Origin of the sequence: Bacillus sp. BF2-3, from assembly GCF_008368795.1 — a bacterium.
Taxonomy (GTDB): domain Bacteria; phylum Bacillota; class Bacilli; order Bacillales; family Bacillaceae_G; genus Bacillus_A; species Bacillus_A cereus.
The window spans coordinates 187,667-210,690 of sequence record NZ_QOSA01000002.1 but is presented as its reverse complement, the minus strand read 5'-3'; the positions used below and the strand labels follow the sequence as shown (position 1 = coordinate 210,690).

Below are 23,024 nucleotides of genomic sequence, written 5' to 3'. Positions count from 1 at the left end.
GAAAATTCAGACAGAACAGCAAATCTAGGTTCTAAAGCAGAAAAATTTAGAATCCTAGAAGTTTACGGAAATAACTAGCGTATGATTGACTAACTGGTACTCTCTCACCATTATCCATCGAAAGTACAAAAGTAGAATGGGTATCAGGATAAATTGCTTTAATATGATTAACATTTACAATAAACGAACGGTGACATCTAATAAATGAATCTTTCGGAAGCAAGTATTCGAATTCTTGCAGAGAGTATTTATGTGTTCCTGATAACTCTTCTGAATTCACATACGTCTTTTTATCTTTAGCCTCTAAATACATAACCTTTGAAAAAGGAACCGGAATCCAGCCGTCTGTTGTTTTTAAAGTAACAACTGACTTTCCATCCGTTAAAGCTGGATAAATTGCCGTCACGCACCCTTCAAGCTTTCCATTGTTTGAAAATGGTACAGCCATTCCATGATAAGGAATACCAAAAACATCTCGATTCATAAACTCAGATGTTTTTTGATTCATCACCATCGCTTTATGAGCAATCGTTCCTTCCTTTATAGGATCCCCGACACTAATCTTTAAATCAATTCGTTTACTTGGCCGATAGTAAATATATTCTTTCGTATTCGAAACAGCAATTGAAATTTCATCTGAAAATAGTTCCCCAACAACATCTAGTAATAAACCTAACGTTCTATCTTCCATTCTATTAACACCTCATTCACTATTATACTACTATTATGAACGAGCATCTGTTGCTTTATAAAAAGTTTAATTTTAAATTACTTTTAAAATTAGTTTTATTCACTATTACTTCGTTACTACAAAAAACCTCACTTCAGAAAAGTGAGGTTTCCTCTCATACAATATTTTTTTATTTTTTATTAAGTAAAGTGAATTTAAGAATTTATTGCCCCTATTTCTGTATAATAAATAATCCCAAACTACAAACAGTTTGGGATTATCTTTCTCATTTATTATGCGCATCTAACCACGAAATTAAATCTTTAAATACTTCATCCTTATTTACTTCATGAAACATTTCATGTCTACCATTTTCATATAAACGTAGTGTCACGTCTTTCACACCACATTTTTTATAGTTTTCATATACTTCTTTTACACCTTTCCCCATATCGCCAACAGGATCACGATCACCAGAGAATATATGTATTGGAAGATTCTTTGGCGTCTTCTTGTATTCTTCTAGTTTATTTACTTCTAATACACCAGAAAATAATTCTCGGTAAAAACTCGTCGTACAAATGAAACCACATAACGGATCCGCAATATATTTATCAACTTGATTATTATCTGAAGATAACCAATCAAATTTTGTACGATTTGGCTTAAAGTTCGAATTGAAGTTTCCGAAAGATAAAAAGTTTAACATTGGACTTTTCGTTTTTGCCCCACGCAATTTCATTTCGATTGTTGCTACTTTATGACCAATAGCTCCTAAAAGCCCTGGATTTCCACCTGTTCCTGAAATCAGAAATCCATCATATAATTCGCCTCTAAGTTGTACAGCACGTCTTGATAAAAAAGAACCCATACTATGTCCAAGTAAAAACAAAGGACTTGACTGCTCTTCTTTTATCTTTTCTGAAACAAAGATAACATCCGATACAACTTGATTCCAGCCTATATTTGGTTCAAAATGACCATAATCTTCTTCTTTTTTTACTGTTTTCCCATGTCCTTTATGATCATGCGCATAAACACCATACCCTGCTTCCAATAAAGCATCTACAAATTCTGTATACACCCCTGCATGCTCTGTCATGCCATGTGCAATTTGAATAATTCCTCTCGGATCTCCTTCTGGTAACCACTTACGCAAATAAATTTCCGATCCATCCAATGCCGTAACGAAACTTTCCTGTACATTCATTTCGTCAGCCCCCAACTCTATTATGTATAGCTTTAAGAAAATGAATATCCATTCACTTTTCTTATTTTATATTATATGTAATTGCTTTCATTATGACAAATGATGTATTTTTCAGACTTGCTTTTAAACTAATTTCTTGACGAATTCAAAATAAAATTATATAGTTACTTACATAAAGTAACTATATAATTTTTAGGAGGTTCCTACTATTATGATGCCATCATTATTTTTAGCACATGGTTCGCCTATGCTCGCTATTCAAGATACAGACTATACACGATTTTTAAAAACACTTGGAGAAACATATAAACCGAAAGCAATTGTTATTTTCACTGCTCATTGGGAAAGTGAAGTATTAACGATTTCCTCATCAGATAACGAGTATGAAACAATTTATGATTTTGGAGGTTTTCCCCCTGAGTTATACGAAATCAAATATCGTGCGAAAGGCTCTTCTCATATTGCATCTATTTTAGAAACAAAATTTAAGAACAAAGGTATTTCAGTCCATCATAATATGACGAGAGGTTTAGATCATGGTTCATGGACACTCCTGCACCGCATGTATCCAGAAGCAAATATTCCTGTCGTGCAAATATCAGTCAATCCATTCCTTTCTGCAAAAGAACAATTTGAAATTGGAGAAGCACTTAAAGGACTCGGACAAGAAGATATTTTAGTAATCGGGAGTGGCGTTACCGTTCATAATTTACGAGCACTGAAATGGAATCAAACTACACCTGAAAAATGGGCAATTGAATTTGATGATTGGATTATTAAACATATGCAGAATAACGATAAAGATGCATTGTTTAATTGGGAGAAAAATGCTCCTCATGCACAATTAGCAGTACCAAGAGCAGAACATTTTGTTCCTTTATTTATCGCTATGGGAAGTGGTGAAAATAGCGGTGAAGTCATTCACCGTAGTTACGAGCTTGGTACATTAAGTTATCTTTGTGTTCGATTTTAAAGAAAAGGATGAAGCACATGCTGCTTCATCCTTTTTCTTTTTCATTCACTTAGTTAACTAACTTCCAAATGTCGGTTCTCTGATACCTCTTCGTTCTTATTATGAAAATAAACCCAAATACACGCAATAAATAATAGTGAAGATGTAGAGAGGAAAACATATTGGAAACCTGCATGCGCTGCAATTTGTCCCCCGAGCACTGGACCAATCATATTTCCTAAAAACTGAAATGATTGATTATATCCAAATATTCGTCCCGTAACATGGGTTGGTGTATGTTGTTTTAGTAGAGTTTGTACGGAAGGTAATAATCCTGCTTGTGCGATACCTAATAAAAATCGAAGAATTAATAGTTGCCAAGCTGACGTTACAAATGCTTGCGGGATAAAAATAATTCCTGCAGCAAATAACGCTACAACTAACGTTTTTTGAGGACCGATATGATCTGATAATCTTCCTAGTCTTGGTGCTGCCAAAATAACTGCTAATCCTGTCGCTGACATAACTGCACCCGCAATTGTTTCAATATGTGCAGTATGAGGACCTACTAAATTTTTCACGTACAATGTAACAATTGGTTGAACTGACATATTAGCAAGTTGAATAATAAATGTTGTTACAAATAAACTAATAATTAAATGCTTCGCTGGGACCATCGTCCATACTTTTTTCGGCTGTGTTTTTTTTGCTTGAGCAGAGTGATTTTCTTCATGCAGGAAGAAAAAAACGATGAGAAAGGAAAGGAATAAAAAAGCTCCCGTAACAAGAAAGACATGACGCATTCCAATTAACTCAGACAAATAACCGCCAAGTAACGGGCCAAGTAACGAACCGCTCACACCACCAGTTGAAATTGTGGAAATCGCCCAACCTGAATGTTCTTTCGGAGTTTCTGCTGCAATAAATGTCATCGCTGTTGAAAGGAAACCAGATACTGCTCCCATTAAAAATCTTAGTGCGACTAGTTGATACACATCCGTTACAAACCCCATAAGCGTCATAATAATCGCCATACCGAGGCTAGCACGAATAAGCATCAATTTCCGTCCATGTATATCACCAAGCTTTCCCCATATTGGCGATACGATCGCACCCATTAAAAATGTTACACCAAATGCAAGTCCCGACCACTGTGCAATGCTTGAAGTGCCAGTTACTCCTAATTCCTCAATATAAAAAGATAAGAAAGGAATTACTAAACTCATACCGGCTGCAGTGGTAAAACAACCTAGCCAACAAATCATTAAATTCCGTTTCCAGCTGGCCATTTTCACACCTTCTTTCTTTAGATACCCATTCTACACCCTTTCTTGTAAAAAGTTTAGTAATTTGCTTTATATGCAAGATTTACTACAAAACCCGCTATTTTCTAGTAAAAAACACTACATCTCTACATCATTTTCATAATAAAACCAACTCCTCTATATGAAGTTGGTTACTTATTATCTATCGGTATTAAACGAGCATTACAATTTCTCTCGTAAAACTCAATGGGACCTGCTTGTCCAATAATCGCATATTCATATCCATCTTGCTTCATATTATATAAACAATGATGCAATAATTCTTTTCCTACACCTTTCACACGATTTTGTTTCGCTATGCCCATTGGACCAAACAAGCCTTTCTTTCCTCTCACTACATCGTAACAGGCGAAACCAACTATTACTTCCTCCTGCTGTGCAATATAGATAGGTAACTTTTCGTTATATGTCCGAAATCCATAATCAACCGACTGTAACCACCGTTCACCAAATTCATCCACTACAAATCGTGATAACTTATCAAAATCAGAAGGACTAACTCTTCTTACATGACAAAATAATGTATTATAAATAGATTTAAAACTATTTAAATCAACCGCTAAGTCTCTCGGTGCAGCTGTAATACGTAATATATCTTCTTGCATTTGTGTATGTATAAATCCACCAATATTTGTATCTACATGAAATAATGCATACATAACATGTCCTTCATTTACTACTACTTGCTGAAAGCGTTCCATACGTTTCTTCGCTATTTGTAAAATTTCTATCGCCTTATAAGATAGTTTATATTGCCCTATTTTTTTATACTCTTGATTATGTAAATCGAATTGTTTTCGTAACGAAAGTTTTTCTAAAAAATCTGGACCGACTTTGTGAAACAAATACATAAATAACTCAGCGCAAACTCCTGTACCTTCTTTACACATACCTATAAACAGATGGACTGGGTGAATTATGTTATACTCACTCTCTTTTGCTGCAATCTCCAATATTTTATGCACACGTTTTGTAAATTGAAATTCCTCCATATGTGTTTCCATCCTCTACTAATTTACTAACAAACCGTAACCATAAATAATTGAAACAATTACACCCACTACCAATATACCTGGAAGTAAATTTGCCACCTTGATTTTAATAATACTAAGCAAGTTCAATCCAATAGCAGATATCATAATGCCGCCCGTAGCCGTCATCTCCACTATAAATTGGTTCATTAATTCTTTCGGGACAAAACTATTAATTTGTGTTGCAAAAACTGCAATACCACCTTCATATAAAACAACTGGAATTGCCGAAAATACTACGCCAATTCCTAGAGTTGTCGTTAATATAATAGAAATAAATCCATCGATAATCGCCTTTGTAAATAAAATATCATGATTTCCGCGAATCCCACTGTCAAGTGCACCAAGTATCCCCATCGCGCCAATTGCAAAAATTAAAGTAGCTGTTACAAAACCTTCTGATATGCTACCTTTCCCTTTCGATCCAACTTTATTTTCTAGCCAATCCCCTAAATGTTTTAACTTTTCTTCTAATTGTAACCATTCTCCAATTACCGTACCAATCACTAAACTCAGTATGACAACAAGAAAGTTTTCACTTTTTAATGCCATTTGAAGCCCAAGCACAGTAACCGCTAAACCGATTGCGTGCATTATCGTCCCTTTCATACTTTCTGGAATCCTACTAAATAATTTACCAAGTAAAGTACCAAATATAATACAAATTCCATTTACAACTGCTCCTAATATAACCATTTCTCATTCTTCACCCTTCGAATTCTTTATTTCTATATTTTGGTTTATACATTGATTTACAGGTTATCTATATGTTAACTTAATATTGAGAATATTAACAAATGTTTTCCACTACATAACCCGCTATTTTTTGTAACTTTAATTACCTTTAATAGATTCAGTGTTAATTTAATTGCGGGATAATATTAAAAGGGAAGGTATATATGAAAACTTTACTAAAACGATTTTTGTTAATAGCCTTTTTCATTACACCGATTGTTTTATTAATCAATTACTCTTTTATTTCAAAAGCAAAAGACAAACCCGATTTGCAAAACAAATCTAGTAAAACCGCTTCAAAAAGCGAAAAGAAAATAGAAGACCAAGAAATCACACTCACCTTCTCTGGTGATACAATGTTTGATTGGCAATTACGTCCTATAATCGAAAAGAATGGGGCTGATTACCCATTCCAACATGTAAAAGAAGAAATAAAAAAAGCTGATATTTCTTTTGTGAATTTAGAGTCGGCATTTACAACGAAAGAAAAGAAAGCACCTGGGCAACTGTTTTGGATTAAAAGTGATCCATCTACACTACAAGCTATTAAAAACACTGGATATGACATCGTAAATATTGGGAATAACCACACACTTGATTATGGGCAAGATGGATTATTAGATACGATTTCTCACGTAGAAAAATTAAAGTTCCCTTACATTGGAGCCGGAAAAAATGCGAAAGATGCATATACAGCACGAGAAATGACCGTAAAAGGGAAAAAGTTTAAATTTCTTTCCTTCGTTCGATTTATGCCTGATTCTAATTGGGTAGCTGGTGAGAATAAACCTGGCGTTGCGAATGGCTATGATTTAAATCTTGTAACAAAAACAATTAAAGAACAAAAGAAAGATGCAGACTATTTAATCGTCTATATGCATTGGGGCGTTGAAAAATCAAATCGTCCGGTAGAATACCAAAAGCAATATGTACCTAAAATGGTTGAAGCAGGAGCTAACGCAATTGTCGGGAGCCATCCACATTGGTTACAAGGGTTTGAGTATTATAATAAAGTTCCTATCGCTTACTCATTAGGTAACTTTTTATTCCCGAGTTATGTGAATGGGAAAAGCGCTGAAACTGGCGTATTAACTTTAACTTTTAAAGGAAAGGATGTCCAAATGTCATTCAATCCTTATATCATTCGCAACAACCAAGTTTCCCCTGTAAATGAAGGAGAAAAGAAAAAAGCTCTTCAATATTTACAAACAATTTCAACTGATGTAGAAATTGATGATACAGGGAAAATAAAAAACAAACGAAACTAGACAGCTCAAGATCTATTTCTCTGTAATATACTTTACAGAATAGGTGATAAACATGCTGAAAGAGTTATTAGAAAATATAAACCTCTTAGAAAACATCTATAAAATGTCTATAGCAATCCTGCTTTTATGTTCCTTTTATTCTGTGAGACTATTTAAAAAAATAAAGCGAGAGAGAAATCTTACTCCTTTTGAATTTACAATGTATGTAATCATTCGTATTGCGATACTCTTTTGGTTAGCTAGCTTTATTCTTCTTGAATTTAATGAGTACCTAGTTTAACTATAAAAAAGATAGAACAAGCACTATATTCCCTCGCTTGTATCTATCTTTTTTATTTACATTCTAACTCTTTCCTTCTATTAAATAAGCAAATCAAACAAAACAGGGTTTTTATTAAGTTCCATAAATTGAATATTATTTTCTTTAAAGCGAGTAATTAATTGCTCATAATCTTCTTTATGTTTTAATTCTACGCCGACTAATGCTGGACCATTTTCTTTATTATGTTTCTTAATATACTCAAAGCGCGTAATGTCATCTTCTGGTCCTAATCCTTTATCAAGAAATTCTCTTAGCGCACCTGAACGCTGCGGAAATTCAATGATAAAGTAATGTTTCAGTCCTTCATAAATGAGCGAACGCTCTTTCATTTCTTGCATTCTATCAATATCATTATTTCCACCACTTAGCGTACATACAACTGTTTTACCTTTTATTTCATCTCTATATAAATCAAGCGCTGCAATAGAGAGTGCACCAGCCGGTTCAGCTACAATCGCATTTTTCTTATACAGTTCTAAAATCGTCGTACAAACTTTCCCCTCTGGTACTAAAATAATATCGTCAATTACATCTTTACAAGTTTCAAATGTTAACTTTCCTACTTTTTTAACAGCTGCCCCATCAACAAAGCTATCTATTTTCTCCAATGCTACATTTTCATTTTGAAGAAAAGCCTCTTTCATAGATGCAGCTCCCATTGGCTCTACACCAATAACCTTTGTAGTAGGACTAACACCTTTTACATATGTACCAACTCCTGATGCTAATCCACCACCGCCAATTGCTGTAAAGATATAATCAACCGGTTTCTCCATATCATGCATAATTTCAACTGCCACTGTCCCTTGACCAGCAACTACATACGGATCATCAAACGGATGAACAAATGTCATTCTATTTTCTTCACAATAACACTGTGCTTCTTGGAAAGAGCTATCGAATGTATCACCAACTAATACAATCTCTGCGAAATCACCACCGAAAAATTGTACTTGTGATACTTTTTGTTTCGGTGTTGTTGTGGGCATAAATATTTTTGACGGAATCTTCAATAAATTACACGTGTAAGCAACTCCTTGCGCATGATTACCAGCACTTGCACAAACAACACCGTTTTGTAACTTTTCTTTCGGTAAACTTTGAATCAAATTGTATGCACCACGAATTTTGAAAGAGCGAATTAATTGTAAGTCTTCTCGTTTTACATAAACGTCACAATCATATTTCTCAGATAAAACTGTATCACGTTGTAACGGTGTTTTAATAACGATATCTTTCATGCAATTATGGGCCATTAAGATATCTTCAATTTTCACTCTCTCCTTTACCTTTTGCACCATTATATATCATCCTTATCTCTTTTAAATTGGCTCAATCAAAATGTGGGATTTTCAGAACAGCCCCTGTATTCGCCGATGTTACCATTTGTGCATAACGTCCAAGCCAGCCAGTTTTCACTTTTGGTTCTGGTCGTTTCCATTCTTTTTTACGCTTTTCTAATTCCTCATCACTCACCCTTACTTCTAGCAAGCGTTCTTCAACATCAATACATACAATATCCCCTTGTTCAAGAAGTGCAATCATCCCGCCCGCTGCTGCTTCTGGTGAAATATGTCCTACTGAAATTCCACGTGAAGCTCCAGAAAAACGTCCATCTGTTAATAATGCAACCTCAGCACCTAATCCCATTCCAGCAATTGCTGATGTTGGGGCTAACATTTCTGGCATACCAGGGCCACCTCTTGGTCCTTCATAACGAATGACAACTACATCTCCTTTTTTCACTTTCCCAAGCATAATGCCCGCAAGTGCCTCATCTTGTGAATTAAAAATAACGCAAGGCCCTTCAAAACGCTTTACCTCTGTTGCACCGCTTTTAATAACCGCTCCATCTTTAGCAAGATTTCCTTTTAATATACGTAAGCCCCCCTCTTCACTATGAGGGTTTTCGAGAGAGTGAATAACCTCCTTATCTTTAATCTCTGCCTCAGCGATATTTTCTCTTAATGTTTGCCCAGTAGCAGTTATTCGATCAAGATGAAGTACTCCTTCTTTCCGGCTCATCTCTTTCAAAATTGCACTAATCCCGCCCGCACGATCAATATCTTCCATATGCCAATTTGAGGCTGGACTTACTTTACATAAATGAGGTACACGTCTTGAAACTGCATCAATACGGTTCATATCATAATCTAGTCCTGCCTCTTGTGCGAGTGCTAGCGTATGTAATACTGTATTCGTTGATCCACCCATCGCCATATCAAGTGCAAAAGCATCGTCAATTGCTTCTTCTGTTACAATATCACGCGGCTTAATATCTCTTTCAATTAAAATTTTCAATTTCTCTGCTGCTTGTTTAATTAACTCTTCACGTCTTGGATCAATTGCTAAAATACTCCCGTTACCAGGAAGAGCTAAACCTAATACTTCACATAAACAATTCATAGAGTTCGCGGTAAACATACCCGAACAAGAGCCACAAGATGGACAGCCATGATCTTCAATATCTTTTAATTCTTCTTCTGAAATTTTCCCAGATTGATAAGCTCCTACCCCTTCAAAAACAGAGCTTAAATCAACAACTTCTCCTTTTGACGTTTTTCCAGCCGCCATCGGGCCGCCTGAAACAAACACAGTCGGAATATTAATACGTAGTGCAGCCATCATCATACCTGGTGTAATTTTGTCACAGTTTGGGATACAAATCATGCCGTCAAACCAGTGTGCATTTACAACCGTTTCTACTGAATCTGCAATAATTTCACGACTCGGAAGAGAATAACGCATACCGATATGTCCCATCGCAATACCATCGTCAACTCCAATTGTATTGAATTCGAATGGTACCATACCTGCCGCGCGAACTGCCTCTTTTACAAGTTTCCCAAACTCGTTCAAGTGTTTATGCCCTGGAATAATTTCAATAAAAGAATTACAAATCGCTATGAAAGGTTTATCAAAATCTTCATCTTTCAAACCAGTTGCTTTTAATAAACTACGGTGCGGTGCTTTATCAAAACCTTTTTTAATCATGTCACTTCTCATCTTGTCAAATCCCCTCTTACATATTTTTCATTTATACTCTCTTACTCTATTTCTTTACTAATTCTTTCGGTGCATGAATCCAGCTCATCATTTCACGAAGCTCTGCTCCCACTTTTTCTAATTGATGATTTTGTTCTGCTTTTTTCATTGCGTTATACGTCGGACGCCCTGCTTGATTTTCTAAAATCCATTTCTTCGCAAATTCACCTTGCTGAATTTCTGTCAGAACACGCTTCATTTCCTTCTTCGTTTCATCTGTAACAATTCTCGATCCTGTTACATAATCTCCAAACTCTGCCGTATCTGAAATAGAATGGCGCATAGTCGTTAATCCACCTTCGTACATTAAGTCAACAATTAGCTTTAATTCATGCAAACATTCAAAGTATGCAATTTCAGGACGATATCCACCTTCCGTTAACGTTTCGAACCCGGCCTTCACAAGTGCAGTTACCCCGCCGCAAAGTACAGCTTGCTCACCGAATAAATCCGTTTCGGTTTCTTCTTGGAATGTCGTTTCAATTACCCCCGCACGTGTACACCCTACACCTTTTGCATACGCCAGTGCTACATGTAGCGCTGTTCCCGTCGCATCTTGATGCACTGCGACTAATGCTGGAACACCATTTCCTTCTTGAAATACACGGCGAACGAGATGACCTGGACTTTTTGGCGCGACCATCGCTACATCTACGTAACTTGGCGGATTAATTTGTTCGAAGTGAATGTTAAATCCATGTGAGAAAAGTAACATTTGTCCTTCACGAAGATTCTCTTCTACCTCTGCTTTATACACATGAGCTTGCTGTTCATCTGGCAATAACATTTGTACAACTTGTGCGGTTCGAACCGCTTCTGAAACAGACATTACTTCAAATCCATCCGCTTTCGCTACTTCATACGACTTACCAGGACGAACACCAACTACAACCTCTACACCAGAATCACGTAAATTTTGTGCTTGCGCATGACCTTGTGATCCATAACCAACTACTGCAACAGTTTTTCCTTGTAATAACTCTACATTTGCATCTTTTTCATAATATGTTTTCATATTCCATACACTCCTTATAATTTATTTACTTGCAGAACATCAATTAATTTTTTCAACTGACTAACAAGTAATGTCGCTTCATTTTCAGTACAAACTGCTGTGAGTTTCATTTCAGAAACACCACTAGTATCTCTTTCTTTTAAATGTAAAGAAGAAATATAATAACCACGCCGAGCAAAAATCCCACTTATACGTAATAAGACGCTTGGCTCGTTATGAATAACGAGTGAAAAAGTATGACTCATTCTTCCCACCTCTTCATAATCATTTCGTTATTCCCTTTGTTTGGCGGAACCATCGGAAATACGTTTTCACCTTCTTCTACACAAAAATCAACTACGACAGGACCTTCATAAGCAAATGCTTCTAACATCACTTGTTTTGCCTCGGTTGAATTTGTTGCTCTTAATCCCTTTACTCCATAAGCTTCTGCTACTTTCACAAAATCTGGTGATCCAATTTTTGATTCTGATAAACGATTTTCATAAAACATTTCTTGCCATTGCCTTACCATCCCTAAAAATTTGTTATTTATGATAAATACTTTTACAGGGATGTTATTTTCAGCAATTGTTTGTAGTTCTTGAATGTTCATTTGAAAAGAAGCGTCACCTGCAATACAAATGACAAGTTCTTCTTTTTTAGCTAGCTGAGCACCAATTGCTGCTGGAAAACCAAACCCCATCGTTCCTAATCCTCCAGAGGTAAGGAACGTCCGAGGTTTTCTTGCTTTATAGAAGTGAGCAGCCCACATTTGATGCTGACCTACTTCTGTTGTGACAATCGCTTCACCATTCGTTAATTCACTTACTAAGTTGATCACATGCTGTGGTTTTAACTCAGATTCTTTTTGCTTATAAGAAAGTGGATATTCTTCTTTCCATGTCTTTACTTTCTGAAGCCATTCGTCTGTTTGTGTATAAATAGACATATGTAACAGCATGTGTAACGCTTTTTTTACATCACCAACAATCGGATGTTTTACAGTTACATTTTTATGAAACTCAGAAGAATCAATATCAATATGTACTTTTTTCGAGTTTGGAGAAAAAAGTTCTAATTTTCCTGTTACACGATCATCGAAGCGAACACCTAATGCAAGTAGTAAATCACATTCTGTTACCGCCATATTAGCAGCGTATGTCCCATGCATACCAAGCATCCCTAGAAACAATGAATCATCCGGTGGATATGCACCAAGTCCCATTAAAGTTGAAACGACTGGAATACGGTTCTCCCTTGCGAATTCGAAGAGTTCATCGGATCCACCTGAATGAATGACACCTCCTCCAATATAAAGAAGTGGACGCTTAGATTTTGAAATTGCTTTAGCCACCTCTCTAAGTTTCATGCTGTCTGGTACAAATTCTGGTTTATACCCCGGAATATCAACTTCTTCATTAAAGAAACTGGTGACTTTTGCATTTTGAACATCTTTTGGAATATCAATTAATACTGGTCCCGGGCGCCCGCTTTTGGCGATGTAAAAAGCTTCTTGCACAATTCGTGATACATGATTCACATCACGAACCTGGTAATTATGCTTCGTAACAGGTACTGTAATTCCGACAACATCCGCTTCTTGAAATCCATCTTTACCAATTAAAGGCGTTGCAACTTGCCCGGTAATGACAACTAAAGGAATCGAATCCATATAAGCGTCTGCTAAGCCCGTAACTAAATTTGTCGCCCCTGGGCCAGAGGTAGCAAAGACTACCCCGACCTTTCCAGAAGCCCTCGCATATCCTTCAGCCGCATGAATGGCAGCTTGCTCATGACGAGTTAAAACATGTTTCAAACCACTTTCGTATAACGCATCGTATACTGGTAAAATCGCTCCGCCTGGATAGCCGAAAACGGTCGTTACACCCAATTTCTTCAAACATTGAATCACGTGCCCAGCGCCTGTCATTTCTTCATACTGTAACTTCTCATACGCTGTATACTGCTGCTTCATTTCCATTAACTCCTCTCCTTATTTATGCTAAGCTTTCCGTCAGCCCGGGAACACGTACTCCTCTTTCTCTCGTTAATTTTTTAAATTCTTCGGTCAATTGTTTCGTTACACTTCCTGGTTTCCCATCTCCAATTTCTCTGGAATCAACTTTTACAACTGGAATTAACTCCGCTGCTGTTCCTGTTAAAAATACTTCATCCGCTACATATACATCATGGCGAGTGAACGGTCTTTCCTCACACGGAATACTCAGTCGCTCACATAGCTCGATAACACTATTTCTCGTAATACCTTCTAATGCTCCTAAATAGGATGGCGGGGTTAATACTTTTCCATCTTTCACAACGAAAACATTATCACCAGAACCTTCACAAACATATCCTTGTTGATTTAACATAAGAGCCTCTAACACTCCTGCTTGTGCTGCTTCAATTTTTACAAGTACGTTATTTAAATAATTCATTGACTTAATACGTGGATCTAACGCATCTGGCGTATTACGTCTTGATGCAACAGATACAACGCTTAGCCCATTATCATAAAATTCTTGTGGGAATAACTTTAATTGTTCTGCAATGATAATTACGCTCGGCTTCACACAACTTCTCGGATCGAGCCCTAAGTCACCTTTTCCTCTTGAGACAATTAAGCGAATGTAAGCATCAGTATATTCGTTTTTTTGGAGTGTATGTAAAACTGCTTCTTCCATTTCTTCTACCGTCATTGGAATTGTTAGTAAAATAGATTTCGCTGATTCATACAATCGTTTCACATGTTCTTTTAAACAAAATACATTTCCTCCGTAACTACGAATCCCTTCAAATACACCGTCTCCGTATAAAAAACCGTGATCATATACTGAAACAACTGCCTTTTCTTTTTCTACAAATTCCCCATTCATGTAAATGTACTGGTTTCCCATCTCACATCGCTCCTCTTTTTTTCTCTATTTTTTGCAATCTATTTCTACATCGATTGCTGAGATGAGTATTTTTAACAGAATATTCAGTATATAAACCTTAAAAATATACTCGTCTCAACAATCGATTACTTACATACTTGTAGCAATCCATTGCTGAGACGAGGGAATCGTGGTACCACTCAGCTTCCTTATACTTCTCACGAAATATAAGCTCTGCAAGTCCAATTAGACTTTTGTTTTTCTATCGGGAACAACCCCGCTACTTTTTACTAGTTTTCAAAAGTAGTGCTCCAAGGTGATTTTCAATGAGTAAATTGTTACCACCCTCACAGCCTCGGGGCAGCTCTCTGAAACAATCTTTATCATTTACTCTCCTCTTCTACGCATTCTCTTCTTCTATTTTTAAAAATAAAAACTCTCGCCTCAGCAATCAACTACTACAATTTAGTAGCTTTGATTGCTGAGGCGAGAGTTTCGCGTTACCACTCAGCTTCCTTATACTTCTCACGAAATATAAGCTTCTTCTACGCATTCTCTTCTTCTATTTTTAAAAATAAAAACTCTCGCCTCAGCAATCAACTACTACAATTTAGGATTGCTGAGGCGAGAGTTTCGCGTTACCACTCAGCTTCCTTATACTTCTCACGAAATATAAGCTTTGTAGGTCCAATCAGACCTCCGTCCTTTTACCGGAGACGATGCCGCCGCCCTCTACTCAGTTTCCCTTTCGCAAGCGATGCTCCGAGGTGATCTTCAATGATTCGATTGTTACTACCCTCACAGCCTTGGAGTAGCTCTCTGAAACGATCATAATCATCTACTTTCCTCTTCTTTGCATATACAACATATAAAGTTAGAAAATTCTTAATTAACTTTTATTTGTTACACGTATTATAGGACGTTGTTCTTTTCGTTGTCAATATGTTTTTTTCAAAAAAAATCAAAATTCATTCTATTTATTTTTTCTCAAATCAAAATTGGAATGCATTACTTACATACACTCATATATTACTTAAGTATGTTTGCATTACTACATAAAGAAAAACTTATAAAGTTTATGAGGAGATGAGGAAACTATGTTAAAAGGGAAAGTAGCGTTAGTTACAGGAGCAAGCCGAGGAATTGGACGAGCGATCGCTAAACGTTTAGCAAATGACGGTGCATTGGTTGCTGTTCATTACGGTAGTCGAAAAGATGACGCTGAAGAAACTGTTCATGAAATTCGATCAGATGGTGGCCAAGCTTTTTCTATCGGCGCAAATCTAGAATCCTTACACGGTGTAGAAAACCTTTATAACGCTTTAGATACTGAATTACAAAAGCGCACTGGTGAAACACAATTTGATATTTTAATAAACAATGCTGGCATTGGTCCTGGTGCTTTTATTGAAGAAACGACTGAACAGTTTTTTGATAGAATGGTTTCAGTAAATGCAAAAGCTCCATTCTTTATCATTCAACTAGCACTACCACGTTTACGTGACAATAGCCGAATTATTAATATTTCATCCGCTGCCACCCGCATTTCTTTACCTGATTTTGTTGCATATAGTATGACGAAAGGCGCTATTAATACAATGACTTTTACGCTAGCAAAACAGCTTGGAGCACGAGGAATAACGGTGAATGCAATACTTCCAGGATTTATTAAAACAGATATGAATGCAGAACTCTTGAGCGACCCGATGATGAAGCAGTACGCTACTACTATTTCCGCTTTCAATCGCTTAGGTGAAGTAGAAGACATTGCCGATACTGCTGCATTCCTTGCTTCTCCAGACAGCCGCTGGGTTACTGGACAATTAATTGATGTGAGCGGAGGATCTTGTTTGTAAAAAACATATATTTTCAAATCTTTTTTATTGCGCAATAAAACAATTTATATAATACTATATAAAACATATACATTTAGGAGGATTACAGCAATGTCCGAAAAAACATACGAACTCGCAACCTTCGCAGGCGGTTGCTTTTGGTGCATGGTAAAACCATTTGATGAACTTCCTGGTATTCATAAAGTACTTTCTGGCTATGCAGGAGGTCATGTAGAAAACCCAACATATGAACAAGTAAAAGCTGGAACATCTGGACATTTAGAAGTTGTTCAAATTACATTCGATCCTTCTATTTTTCCTTATCAGAAATTACTAGACTTATATTGGCCACAAATCGATCCAACTGATGATGGCGGACAATTTTTTGACCGTGGTCCATCTTATCGTACCGCTATTTTTTATCATAACGAAACACAAAAAGGGCTTGCTGAAAAATCAAAACAAGCTCTTGCAGAAAGCGGTATGTTTAAAGATCCAATCGTGACTGAAATTCGTCCTGCTGCACCTTTTTACGAAGCAGAGGAATACCACCAACATTTCTATAAAAAGAATCCAGAGAAATATGCTACTGAGCAAAAAGAATCTGGGCGTGAAGACTTTATAAAAGAAAATTGGCAAAAAAAATAATAAAAACGCATCGTGCTTTTTTAGTACGTTGCGTTTTTATTTTTGATAAAAGTACCATACAATTAACAGAACAATTGCTGTTAGTGACCAAAGTACTATCTCGTTTTTCACTCTATTCTTTTTCTTAGTCATTTCATTCCCTCCTAATAACTATTAAACATATTCAATTTTTTCTTTGTTTAATTGTCCATCTTATATACGTGAATACATCCTTACAAATTCTAATAGCAAGACCACCAATAATTCCGATTGCAATGGAAATTACTAGCATCTGTCCAAAACTAAAAGAATTTGTGTACATTATGTAGAGAACGATACATATAAGTAAAACATCCGGTAAAGAAAGTAAAAACCTTTTAAGCATTCCTTTATCTCCTCTATACTTTTTAATTTATATCTTCTACTGTAATTTTGAAATAAAATTTGTTCAAAAATTCCATTTACACCCTCATTTTATGAAAAATAATAAGAATCCCTTTTCAAAAGAGATTCTTATTCAGCAGATTTAAGTTTAATTATTTTCTACATATCCTATTCCATAATTACTCCTAAAATAGAATAATATTACTAATGATTTATTGTAAATTGACTATTTGCCAGGTAACCGAATGTCGCGCCAGCTACCTACATCGCATTGGCCAAATTCATTATTACCTACCGCGATCACCGTACCGTCTGATTTTAGTCCGACTGTATGTGCACAACCAGCCGCTATCGCTACAATATCTCTCCAATCACTTACGTTACATTGACCATACTCATTCCAACCCACTGCGACCACGGTACCGTTTGATTTAAGTCCGATTGTATGATTCGTACCAGCCGCTATTGCTACAATATCTCGCCAGCCACTTACATCACACTGGTTATGTTTATCATTCCCCACTGCTGTCACCGTACCGTCTCGTTTAAGACCAACAGTATGAAGATACCCAGCCTTGACCGCTACAATACCTCGCCAGCTACTTACATTGCATTGACCATATCGATTATTCCCCACAGTCGTCAATGTGCCGTCCAATTTAAGACCGACTGTATGCCAGTCACCCGCTGTGACTGCCACAATACCTTGCCAACTGCTTACATTGCATTCTCCTTCTTTATTTCGGCCCACCGCTACTACCGTGCCATCCGATTTCAGGCCAATAGTACGACGCCACCCTGCCGCAACCGCTACAATATTATGCCAATCGTTTACATCACATTGTTCATGCTTATTCCAACCCAGTGCTACCGCAGTACTGTCACATGTAAGACCGATTGTATGAGCATTACCCGTGTTCGTTGCCATATGAACATTGCCCACTGCGACTGCTTCAATATCTCGCCAGCCACTTACATTACATTCTCCTTCTTTATTTCGGCCCACCGCTACTACCGTGCCATCCGATTTCAGGCCAACTGTATGACAACGCCCCGCCGCTATCATATCTTTGGGCCATCGCTTCACTTTTTCTTTCGATAAAAGGTAATCCATGTTTTACCTCCTTGCATATAAGCAACTGTATCATAATAGATATTTTTATCAAATTTCATTATAAATCTACATTTACAAAGAAAGCTTATTTTACTTCTTCAAAAAATAAAAACCTCCAGTTTAAATACTAGAGGTTTTCTCGTTATTTCTTCAATCGCTCAATAAAATCATGTAATTTATCAAGTGACTTCATATTCTGATTGCAAGCTACACCATCTTTGCAAATGTAGTTTCCCTTTTTAACGAAAGTTCCTGGTACATCGCCTTTAATTTCAACTAAAAACATTCCTACTTCTTCATGTCCATGACATAACGAACAAATGCTTTTTTTATTTAAACTTTGGAACGTTCCTTGCAGACCAACAAATTTATTTTTATCATTTTTCGCTATAATAAATTTCCTGCTTGACCCCTTATCAATCCAGCTTAAATAAGATATTTCTTTCATATCCATTTCTTCCATATCAGGAAGTTTTAACTTTTTCGCTTTAGGAAATAATTTTTTTAATGTTTGTGCTGTAACTTCTTGAAACGGAATTACATACGGATTTATTTTCATTAAAAATGATTCTGCATCTTCTCTATTTTGAACTGTTAATACCGTATCAATTAACTCTTTCTGTTCATCCGTTAAATTCTCAAATACATGTATTATCTTTTCAATCGCAAGCGATTTTAACGCTTGAATTACACCTCTATCATTTGCCGTTGCATGCCCGTTTGCTAAAATATAAGCTTGTGATTTTATAAAATTATATTGATCACTTCTAATAAACGCTTCCATCTTTATCACTCCATACAAATTGTTGATCTAGTTTTATTGTATACAATGATTACATTTTTTGATATGTAAAAGATAACTTAGAAACAAACATTACATATATCACTTATTCTCTACCGCTGCATTTCCTGACAAAAGAAGCCATCATCTGTTTTCCATTCCGCATATAATACGTCTTCAAATTTAGTAATTCCTTTTTGCTTTATTTGTTTATAAAGCCATCCTTCATCAAATCCCGCTTCCCTCAAATTATCCTTAACTACTTTTCCATCACTAATTAATGAAATTGGTAAGTATACAGGCTTATGTTTTAAACTTAAATCATTTATAGTAGGAGATTCGTATTTACTTTTTTTCAGAACGCTTATGTTTCCGTTCGGTTCCAATATCATATATTCAACTTCTCGGATTGAAAATATATCTTTTTGTTGCCTAAGTATTTGTTGTAATTGGTTTATATCCAAATGATTTACGCTTAATTGTTCACGATCAATCTTTCCGTTACGAATAATAATTGAAGGATACCCTTCAAAAAACCTTCTTGTTCCTCTTACTTTTTGTGTTATCACTTCTATAGTATAAATTAAAATTACCCAAACAAATACTGAATATAAAATAGACCATACTTTAATTTTAGGATCATATATTGAATTTCCAACGAGCTCACCTAGGACGATTGCAGAAATAAAATCAAATGGCGTTAGCTGAGATATTTGTGTTTTCCCTAATATTTTTGTAGCAATTAATAGAACAAAAAAACCAACTAAAAGCTCTATCGTTATTTGTCCAATATGATTCATATATGTTCACCTTTCTACTTTTCAAGTGCTCTGTATACCATTTAATAAAAAAACGGCACATTTTTTCTATTATCATGCCCGTTCACGCCTCATATATCCAATACACATAAAACAAAAAGAGTCTGATTCAAAGTAATATATGAATCAGACTCTTTTCCTCTTATTTAGAATACACAATCTTTTTAATCGTTTCCCCAGAAAGAAAATATTCTTCTGCAAGTTGATGAATAGCAATCCCACTTTTAAACGCTTCTTTAATTGCTTTATTTCTTTCATCTAGTTGTTTTCTTCCGCCAGATCGTGTACCCCATTTATAATGTTTCGTTTCTTGTTTCGGAATGTAAATTGTTTCACCTTGTATATACTTTTGAATTTCAGTAATTAAACTCTCTGGTAAAACAGCATTAGCTTTTACGTATTTCATTTCTGCTCGCCCCTTATTTTTTATGGTTCATTTCAATAAGGTGCAAAGCCAAATATAAAAAATGATACGAGCTCATATAGGCGATTGTATATTACTTGTCTACCTCACGCAAAGTATCGCCATTTCCATACTTGGCTTTGCATGAGACGTTGCAGTGTCTGGCAATTGAATTATAATCGCCATATAAACACCTCCTAATATACCTTTTGCATTTTATTATATGATAAATTCCTTCTCCTTGCATCCACACCCTTCTTAAAGCACGAAATTACTTAGTTTGATATAATACTTTTTAACTGAATTAAAAATCATTGTGAGGTTACATTATGAAGAAAAAAATTATCATTACAATCGTTACACTATTCTTTATTATCACGGCATTATTCGGAACATACAAATTGATGAACGCAAGAAGCTTTCAATTATTTGGAGATTTAACACAACGCGTAGAAACAAATGAAAAAGTGATTGCTTTAACTTTTGATGATGGCCCTACTAACAATGTAAAACAAATATTACCGCTACTAGATAAATACAACGCTAAAGCTACTTTCTTTTTAATTGGAAATGAATTAGAGCAAAATTTATCGTTAGGAGAAGCTATCACGCAATCTGGGCACCAACTTGGAAACCATACATATTCTCATAATAGAATGGTTTTCAAAACACCTTCTTTTATTAAAGATGAAATAGAAAAAACGAATTCATTAATCCGCCAAACAGGATTTACAGACGAAATTGATTTTAGGCCCCCTAACGGTAAAAAGTTAATAGGGCTGCCATATTATTTAAATAAAAACAATATCGAAACAATCACATGGGATCTTGAGCCCGATACTTTTTATAAATCTGCGGCTGATAAAATTAAATACGTTAATAAAAATGTAAAACCAGGTTCTATCATTTTACTGCACTCTATGTATGATGAGTCTAATGAAAATTTACAAACGATTGAAGGTATTTTAGATTCTTTATCTAAGAAGGGCTATCAGTTCGTAACAGTAAATGAATTGCAAAAAAGAGCAAAATAAAAAGGTAGCGTATCTTTGTATGATACGCTACCTTTCTTTTTATATAATGCCAAGTACATTTAAGAATACGATAATAATCGCAATTGGTGCGATATAACGAAGTAAGAATAACCATAATACGAATAGTTTATAACCTTTATTTTTACTTACACCTAGCTCTTTCATTAATACATCTTTCTTCATTTTTAAAGGAACAAAGATAGAAACTAATAATACACCAAGTGGCATTAATACGTTACTTACTGCATAGTCCGCTAAATCAAAGACTGTCTTCCCGAAAATCTTCAGATCACTTAATATACCGAATGATAATGCTGATGGTACCCCAACAACGAAGATTAATAACCCTACGATTAAGGCCATTTTTTCACGTTTCCCTTTACCTTTTGATGTTAACGATGCAACACTAATTTCTAACATCGAAATTGCTGATGTAATCGTAGCGAAGAAGAATAGTAATAAGAAAACGATGAAGAATAATTTTCCGAATGCCATTTTACTGAAAATAGCTGGCAATACGATAAATAATAGTCCTGGTCCTTGAGATGGTTCCATCCCAAATGCGAACACAACTGGGAAAATTGCAAGTCCTGCAAGTAATGTAATAACAAGAGTTAAGGCTACGATAGAAAATGCTGAACGTGGTAAGCTTTCTTCTTTCGGTAAGTATGAGCTATACGTTACCATAACGGCTACCCCAACAGATAATGAGAAGAACGATTGCCCCATTGCGTATAAAATAACTTCTGATGTTACATGTGAGAAATCAGGTTGTAAGAAGAAACGAACGCCTTCTCCAGCACCATCTAACGTAAGTGCACGAACGATTAATACAAAGAATAAAACGAATAGTGCTGGCATGAAATATTTATTTACTTTTTCAACACCATTTTGTACACCTTTACTTACGATGAAAATAGTAATAAGGATGAATAATAGCTGTGATCCAACTGCTAAATATGGATTGGAAATGATTTCACCAAACGTAGCTTCGTATGCTCCATTTCCTTCCCATAGTCTACCTGTAATTGCATTCCATAAATATAATAAAATCCAGCCTCCTACAACACTGTAGAAAGAAAGTAATATGAAACATGTTACAATTCCTAATTTACCTAACCAAGGCCATAACGTTTTAGGAGCAATCTCTCTATATGCATCGACAGCCTCTTTTTGTGTACTTCTTCCAATAACAAATTCAGCTAATAATAGCGGTAAACCAATTAATAATGTGAAACCGATGAAAATTAGGAAGAACGCTCCGCCTCCTCCAATGCCGGCCATATATGGGAATTTCCAAATCGCCCCAAGACCAATTGCCGAACCTGCTGCAGCTAATACGAAACCTAATTTCGATGTCCATTGCTGTGAATTCATTTGTTAATCTCCTCTCTATCTCTTTTTCTTTGTTACAATTCGGTATTTATATTGTTCTATCAATACTCTTTTCTAATACGTTCACTTCCTCCCTAATAATAAAAAAACGCCCCTACGTAAATACGTAGGGACGACAAAATTATCGCGGTACCACCCTAGTTGTGAAGAACACTAAGAAACCACCTAAATAAAAACGCCCCTACGCAAAAACGTAGGGACG

The 23,024-nt window shown here is 35.7% G+C and carries 23 protein-coding genes and 1 other annotated feature; of the genes, 6 read left to right on the top strand and 17 right to left on the bottom strand.

Features of this window, described 5'->3' with window-relative positions; genetic code table 11:
- Window positions 1-46: 46 nt before the first annotated feature.
- Together DN401_RS03225 and DN401_RS03220 are read right to left on the bottom strand one after the other, a co-directional pair.
- Window positions 47-691 carry a LytTR family DNA-binding domain-containing protein gene (locus tag DN401_RS03225; RefSeq protein WP_000390211.1) on the bottom strand — a complete coding sequence of 215 codons (645 nt, stop codon included), beginning with the start codon at window positions 689-691 and terminating at the stop codon, window positions 47-49.
- A 265-nt stretch (window positions 692-956) separates the two neighbouring features.
- A complete protein-coding gene (locus DN401_RS03220) occupies window positions 957-1,880 on the bottom strand; it encodes an alpha/beta hydrolase (protein ID WP_001102581.1) in 924 nt (307 codons plus the stop codon).
- A 211-nt stretch (window positions 1,881-2,091) separates the two neighbouring features.
- Here DN401_RS03220 and DN401_RS03215 point away from each other — a divergent pair, with 211 nt between their 5' ends.
- On the top strand, window positions 2,092-2,853 hold the full coding sequence (locus DN401_RS03215) for a DODA-type extradiol aromatic ring-opening family dioxygenase (RefSeq protein ID WP_000982900.1): 762 nt from the start codon (window positions 2,092-2,094) through the stop codon (window positions 2,851-2,853).
- A gap of 53 nt (window positions 2,854-2,906) precedes the next feature.
- Here the strand turns inward: DN401_RS03215 and DN401_RS03210 are convergent, their stop codons facing one another.
- The 3 genes from DN401_RS03210 to DN401_RS03200 all read right to left on the bottom strand — a co-directional run bounded on the left by DN401_RS03210 (window position 2,907) and on the right by DN401_RS03200 (window position 5,884).
- Complete coding sequence (locus DN401_RS03210) at window positions 2,907-4,121, bottom strand: multidrug efflux MFS transporter (protein ID WP_000179304.1); 1,215 nt, start codon at window positions 4,119-4,121, stop codon at window positions 2,907-2,909.
- Window positions 4,122-4,288: 167 nt separating this feature from the next.
- Window positions 4,289-5,149, bottom strand: coding sequence for a GNAT family N-acetyltransferase (locus DN401_RS03205; RefSeq protein WP_000390853.1), 861 nt, complete (start codon window positions 5,147-5,149; stop codon window positions 4,289-4,291).
- An 18-nt stretch (window positions 5,150-5,167) separates the two neighbouring features.
- Window positions 5,168-5,884 carry a DUF554 domain-containing protein gene (locus DN401_RS03200; RefSeq protein WP_000236030.1) on the bottom strand — a complete coding sequence of 239 codons (717 nt, stop codon included), beginning with the start codon at window positions 5,882-5,884 and terminating at the stop codon, window positions 5,168-5,170.
- 203 nt (window positions 5,885-6,087) lie between these two features.
- On the opposite strand from DN401_RS03200, the gene DN401_RS03195 reads away from it, so the two are divergent.
- Both DN401_RS03195 and DN401_RS03190 read left to right on the top strand, forming a co-directional pair.
- Window positions 6,088-7,191, top strand: a complete 1,104-nt coding sequence (locus DN401_RS03195) for a CapA family protein (protein WP_000854536.1) — start codon at window positions 6,088-6,090, stop codon at window positions 7,189-7,191.
- A gap of 52 nt (window positions 7,192-7,243) precedes the next feature.
- The gene (locus tag DN401_RS03190; RefSeq protein ID WP_000910604.1) at window positions 7,244-7,471 is read left to right on the top strand and encodes a hypothetical protein; all 228 of its coding nucleotides are present in this window, start codon (window positions 7,244-7,246) and stop codon (window positions 7,469-7,471) included.
- A gap of 80 nt (window positions 7,472-7,551) precedes the next feature.
- Here the strand turns inward: DN401_RS03190 and ilvA are convergent, their stop codons facing one another.
- The 6 genes from ilvA to ilvE are packed head-to-tail and all read right to left on the bottom strand — an operon-like array spanning window position 7,552 to window position 14,452.
- Complete coding sequence (gene ilvA, locus DN401_RS03185) at window positions 7,552-8,814, bottom strand: threonine ammonia-lyase IlvA (protein ID WP_000250327.1); 1,263 nt, start codon at window positions 8,812-8,814, stop codon at window positions 7,552-7,554.
- A gap of 31 nt (window positions 8,815-8,845) precedes the next feature.
- Window positions 8,846-10,519, bottom strand: a complete 1,674-nt coding sequence (gene ilvD, locus DN401_RS03180; protein ID WP_001255814.1) for a dihydroxy-acid dehydratase — start codon at window positions 10,517-10,519, stop codon at window positions 8,846-8,848.
- Between the two features lie 46 nt (window positions 10,520-10,565).
- Window positions 10,566-11,573 carry a ketol-acid reductoisomerase gene (gene ilvC, locus DN401_RS03175; RefSeq protein WP_149287510.1) on the bottom strand — a complete coding sequence of 336 codons (1,008 nt, stop codon included), beginning with the start codon at window positions 11,571-11,573 and terminating at the stop codon, window positions 10,566-10,568.
- A gap of 14 nt (window positions 11,574-11,587) precedes the next feature.
- Window positions 11,588-11,818, bottom strand: coding sequence for an ACT domain-containing protein (locus tag DN401_RS03170; RefSeq protein WP_000019909.1), 231 nt, complete (start codon window positions 11,816-11,818; stop codon window positions 11,588-11,590).
- Window positions 11,815-13,530, bottom strand: a complete 1,716-nt coding sequence (gene ilvB / locus DN401_RS03165) for an acetolactate synthase large subunit (RefSeq protein ID WP_136363733.1) — start codon at window positions 13,528-13,530, stop codon at window positions 11,815-11,817. Before ilvB ends, DN401_RS03170 begins: the two co-directional genes overlap by 4 nt.
- Window positions 13,531-13,552: 22 nt before the next feature.
- Entirely contained in the window at window positions 13,553-14,452 is a 900-nt protein-coding gene (ilvE, locus tag DN401_RS03160; RefSeq protein ID WP_000528161.1) for a branched-chain-amino-acid transaminase, read from the bottom strand.
- Window positions 14,453-14,603: 151 nt separating this feature from the next.
- Window positions 14,604-14,843 (bottom strand) — a binding site (T-box leader).
- Window positions 14,844-15,528: 685 nt separating this feature from the next.
- Here ilvE and DN401_RS03155 point away from each other — a divergent pair.
- A complete protein-coding gene (locus DN401_RS03155; RefSeq protein ID WP_000911822.1) occupies window positions 15,529-16,287 on the top strand; it encodes an SDR family oxidoreductase in 759 nt (252 codons plus the stop codon).
- A gap of 90 nt (window positions 16,288-16,377) precedes the next feature.
- On the top strand, window positions 16,378-16,914 hold the full coding sequence (msrA, locus tag DN401_RS03150; protein WP_001291883.1) for a peptide-methionine (S)-S-oxide reductase MsrA: 537 nt from the start codon (window positions 16,378-16,380) through the stop codon (window positions 16,912-16,914).
- A 163-nt stretch (window positions 16,915-17,077) separates the two neighbouring features.
- Here msrA and DN401_RS03145 read toward each other — a convergent pair whose 3' ends face one another.
- The 5 genes from DN401_RS03145 to DN401_RS03125 all read right to left on the bottom strand — a co-directional run bounded on the left by DN401_RS03145 (window position 17,078) and on the right by DN401_RS03125 (window position 20,396).
- On the bottom strand, window positions 17,078-17,278 hold the full coding sequence (locus DN401_RS03145) for a hypothetical protein (RefSeq protein ID WP_000919314.1): 201 nt from the start codon (window positions 17,276-17,278) through the stop codon (window positions 17,078-17,080).
- A gap of 225 nt (window positions 17,279-17,503) precedes the next feature.
- Window positions 17,504-18,391: an RCC1 domain-containing protein gene (locus DN401_RS03140; RefSeq protein ID WP_000385090.1), complete on the bottom strand. Its 888-nt coding sequence runs from the start codon at window positions 18,389-18,391 to the stop codon at window positions 17,504-17,506.
- Between the two features lie 142 nt (window positions 18,392-18,533).
- Window positions 18,534-19,175 (bottom strand): FusB/FusC family EF-G-binding protein, encoded by a 642-nt coding sequence (locus DN401_RS03135; RefSeq protein ID WP_000387072.1) that lies wholly within the window; start codon window positions 19,173-19,175, stop codon window positions 18,534-18,536.
- 110 nt (window positions 19,176-19,285) lie between these two features.
- On the bottom strand, window positions 19,286-19,972 hold the full coding sequence (locus DN401_RS03130) for a DUF421 domain-containing protein (protein WP_149287509.1): 687 nt from the start codon (window positions 19,970-19,972) through the stop codon (window positions 19,286-19,288).
- A 160-nt stretch (window positions 19,973-20,132) separates the two neighbouring features.
- A complete protein-coding gene (locus DN401_RS03125; RefSeq protein WP_000878325.1) occupies window positions 20,133-20,396 on the bottom strand; it encodes a CD3324 family protein in 264 nt (87 codons plus the stop codon).
- A 326-nt stretch (window positions 20,397-20,722) separates the two neighbouring features.
- On the opposite strand from DN401_RS03125, the gene DN401_RS03120 reads away from it, so the two are divergent.
- A complete protein-coding gene (locus DN401_RS03120) occupies window positions 20,723-21,427 on the top strand; it encodes a polysaccharide deacetylase family protein (RefSeq protein ID WP_000726860.1) in 705 nt (234 codons plus the stop codon).
- A gap of 39 nt (window positions 21,428-21,466) precedes the next feature.
- On the opposite strand, the gene DN401_RS03115 is transcribed toward DN401_RS03120, so the two are convergent.
- Entirely contained in the window at window positions 21,467-22,804 is a 1,338-nt protein-coding gene (locus DN401_RS03115; protein ID WP_001088187.1) for a sodium-dependent transporter, read from the bottom strand.
- Window positions 22,805-23,024 lie beyond the last annotated feature (220 nt).

What these genes read in the sequence shown, in the direction of transcription:
- DN401_RS03225 (WP_000390211.1), bottom strand. Translation starts at nt 691, where the DNA reads ATGGAAGATAGAACGTTAGGTTTATTACTAGATGTTGTTGGGGAACTA.
- DN401_RS03220 (WP_001102581.1), bottom strand. Translation starts at nt 1,880, where the DNA reads ATGAATGTACAGGAAAGTTTCGTTACGGCATTGGATGGATCGGAAATT.
- DN401_RS03215 (WP_000982900.1), top strand. Translation starts at nt 2,092, where the DNA reads ATGATGCCATCATTATTTTTAGCACATGGTTCGCCTATGCTCGCTATT.
- DN401_RS03210 (WP_000179304.1), bottom strand. Translation starts at nt 4,121, where the DNA reads ATGGCCAGCTGGAAACGGAATTTAATGATTTGTTGGCTAGGTTGTTTT.
- DN401_RS03205 (WP_000390853.1), bottom strand. Translation starts at nt 5,149, where the DNA reads ATGGAGGAATTTCAATTTACAAAACGTGTGCATAAAATATTGGAGATT.
- DN401_RS03200 (WP_000236030.1), bottom strand. Translation starts at nt 5,884, where the DNA reads ATGGTTATATTAGGAGCAGTTGTAAATGGAATTTGTATTATATTTGGT.
- DN401_RS03195 (WP_000854536.1), top strand. Translation starts at nt 6,088, where the DNA reads ATGAAAACTTTACTAAAACGATTTTTGTTAATAGCCTTTTTCATTACA.
- DN401_RS03190 (WP_000910604.1), top strand. Translation starts at nt 7,244, where the DNA reads ATGCTGAAAGAGTTATTAGAAAATATAAACCTCTTAGAAAACATCTAT.
- ilvA (WP_000250327.1), bottom strand. Translation starts at nt 8,814, where the DNA reads ATGGTGCAAAAGGTAAAGGAGAGAGTGAAAATTGAAGATATCTTAATG.
- ilvD (WP_001255814.1), bottom strand. Translation starts at nt 10,519, where the DNA reads ATGAGAAGTGACATGATTAAAAAAGGTTTTGATAAAGCACCGCACCGT.
- ilvC (WP_149287510.1), bottom strand. Translation starts at nt 11,573, where the DNA reads ATGAAAACATATTATGAAAAAGATGCAAATGTAGAGTTATTACAAGGA.
- DN401_RS03170 (WP_000019909.1), bottom strand. Translation starts at nt 11,818, where the DNA reads ATGAGTCATACTTTTTCACTCGTTATTCATAACGAGCCAAGCGTCTTA.
- ilvB (WP_136363733.1), bottom strand. Translation starts at nt 13,530, where the DNA reads ATGAAGCAGCAGTATACAGCGTATGAGAAGTTACAGTATGAAGAAATG.
- ilvE (WP_000528161.1), bottom strand. Translation starts at nt 14,452, where the DNA reads ATGGGAAACCAGTACATTTACATGAATGGGGAATTTGTAGAAAAAGAA.
- DN401_RS03155 (WP_000911822.1), top strand. Translation starts at nt 15,529, where the DNA reads ATGTTAAAAGGGAAAGTAGCGTTAGTTACAGGAGCAAGCCGAGGAATT.
- msrA (WP_001291883.1), top strand. Translation starts at nt 16,378, where the DNA reads ATGTCCGAAAAAACATACGAACTCGCAACCTTCGCAGGCGGTTGCTTT.
- DN401_RS03145 (WP_000919314.1), bottom strand. Translation starts at nt 17,278, where the DNA reads ATGCTTAAAAGGTTTTTACTTTCTTTACCGGATGTTTTACTTATATGT.
- DN401_RS03140 (WP_000385090.1), bottom strand. Translation starts at nt 18,391, where the DNA reads ATGGATTACCTTTTATCGAAAGAAAAAGTGAAGCGATGGCCCAAAGAT.
- DN401_RS03135 (WP_000387072.1), bottom strand. Translation starts at nt 19,175, where the DNA reads ATGGAAGCGTTTATTAGAAGTGATCAATATAATTTTATAAAATCACAA.
- DN401_RS03130 (WP_149287509.1), bottom strand. Translation starts at nt 19,972, where the DNA reads ATGAATCATATTGGACAAATAACGATAGAGCTTTTAGTTGGTTTTTTT.
- DN401_RS03125 (WP_000878325.1), bottom strand. Translation starts at nt 20,396, where the DNA reads ATGAAATACGTAAAAGCTAATGCTGTTTTACCAGAGAGTTTAATTACT.
- DN401_RS03120 (WP_000726860.1), top strand. Translation starts at nt 20,723, where the DNA reads ATGAAGAAAAAAATTATCATTACAATCGTTACACTATTCTTTATTATC.
- DN401_RS03115 (WP_001088187.1), bottom strand. Translation starts at nt 22,804, where the DNA reads ATGAATTCACAGCAATGGACATCGAAATTAGGTTTCGTATTAGCTGCA.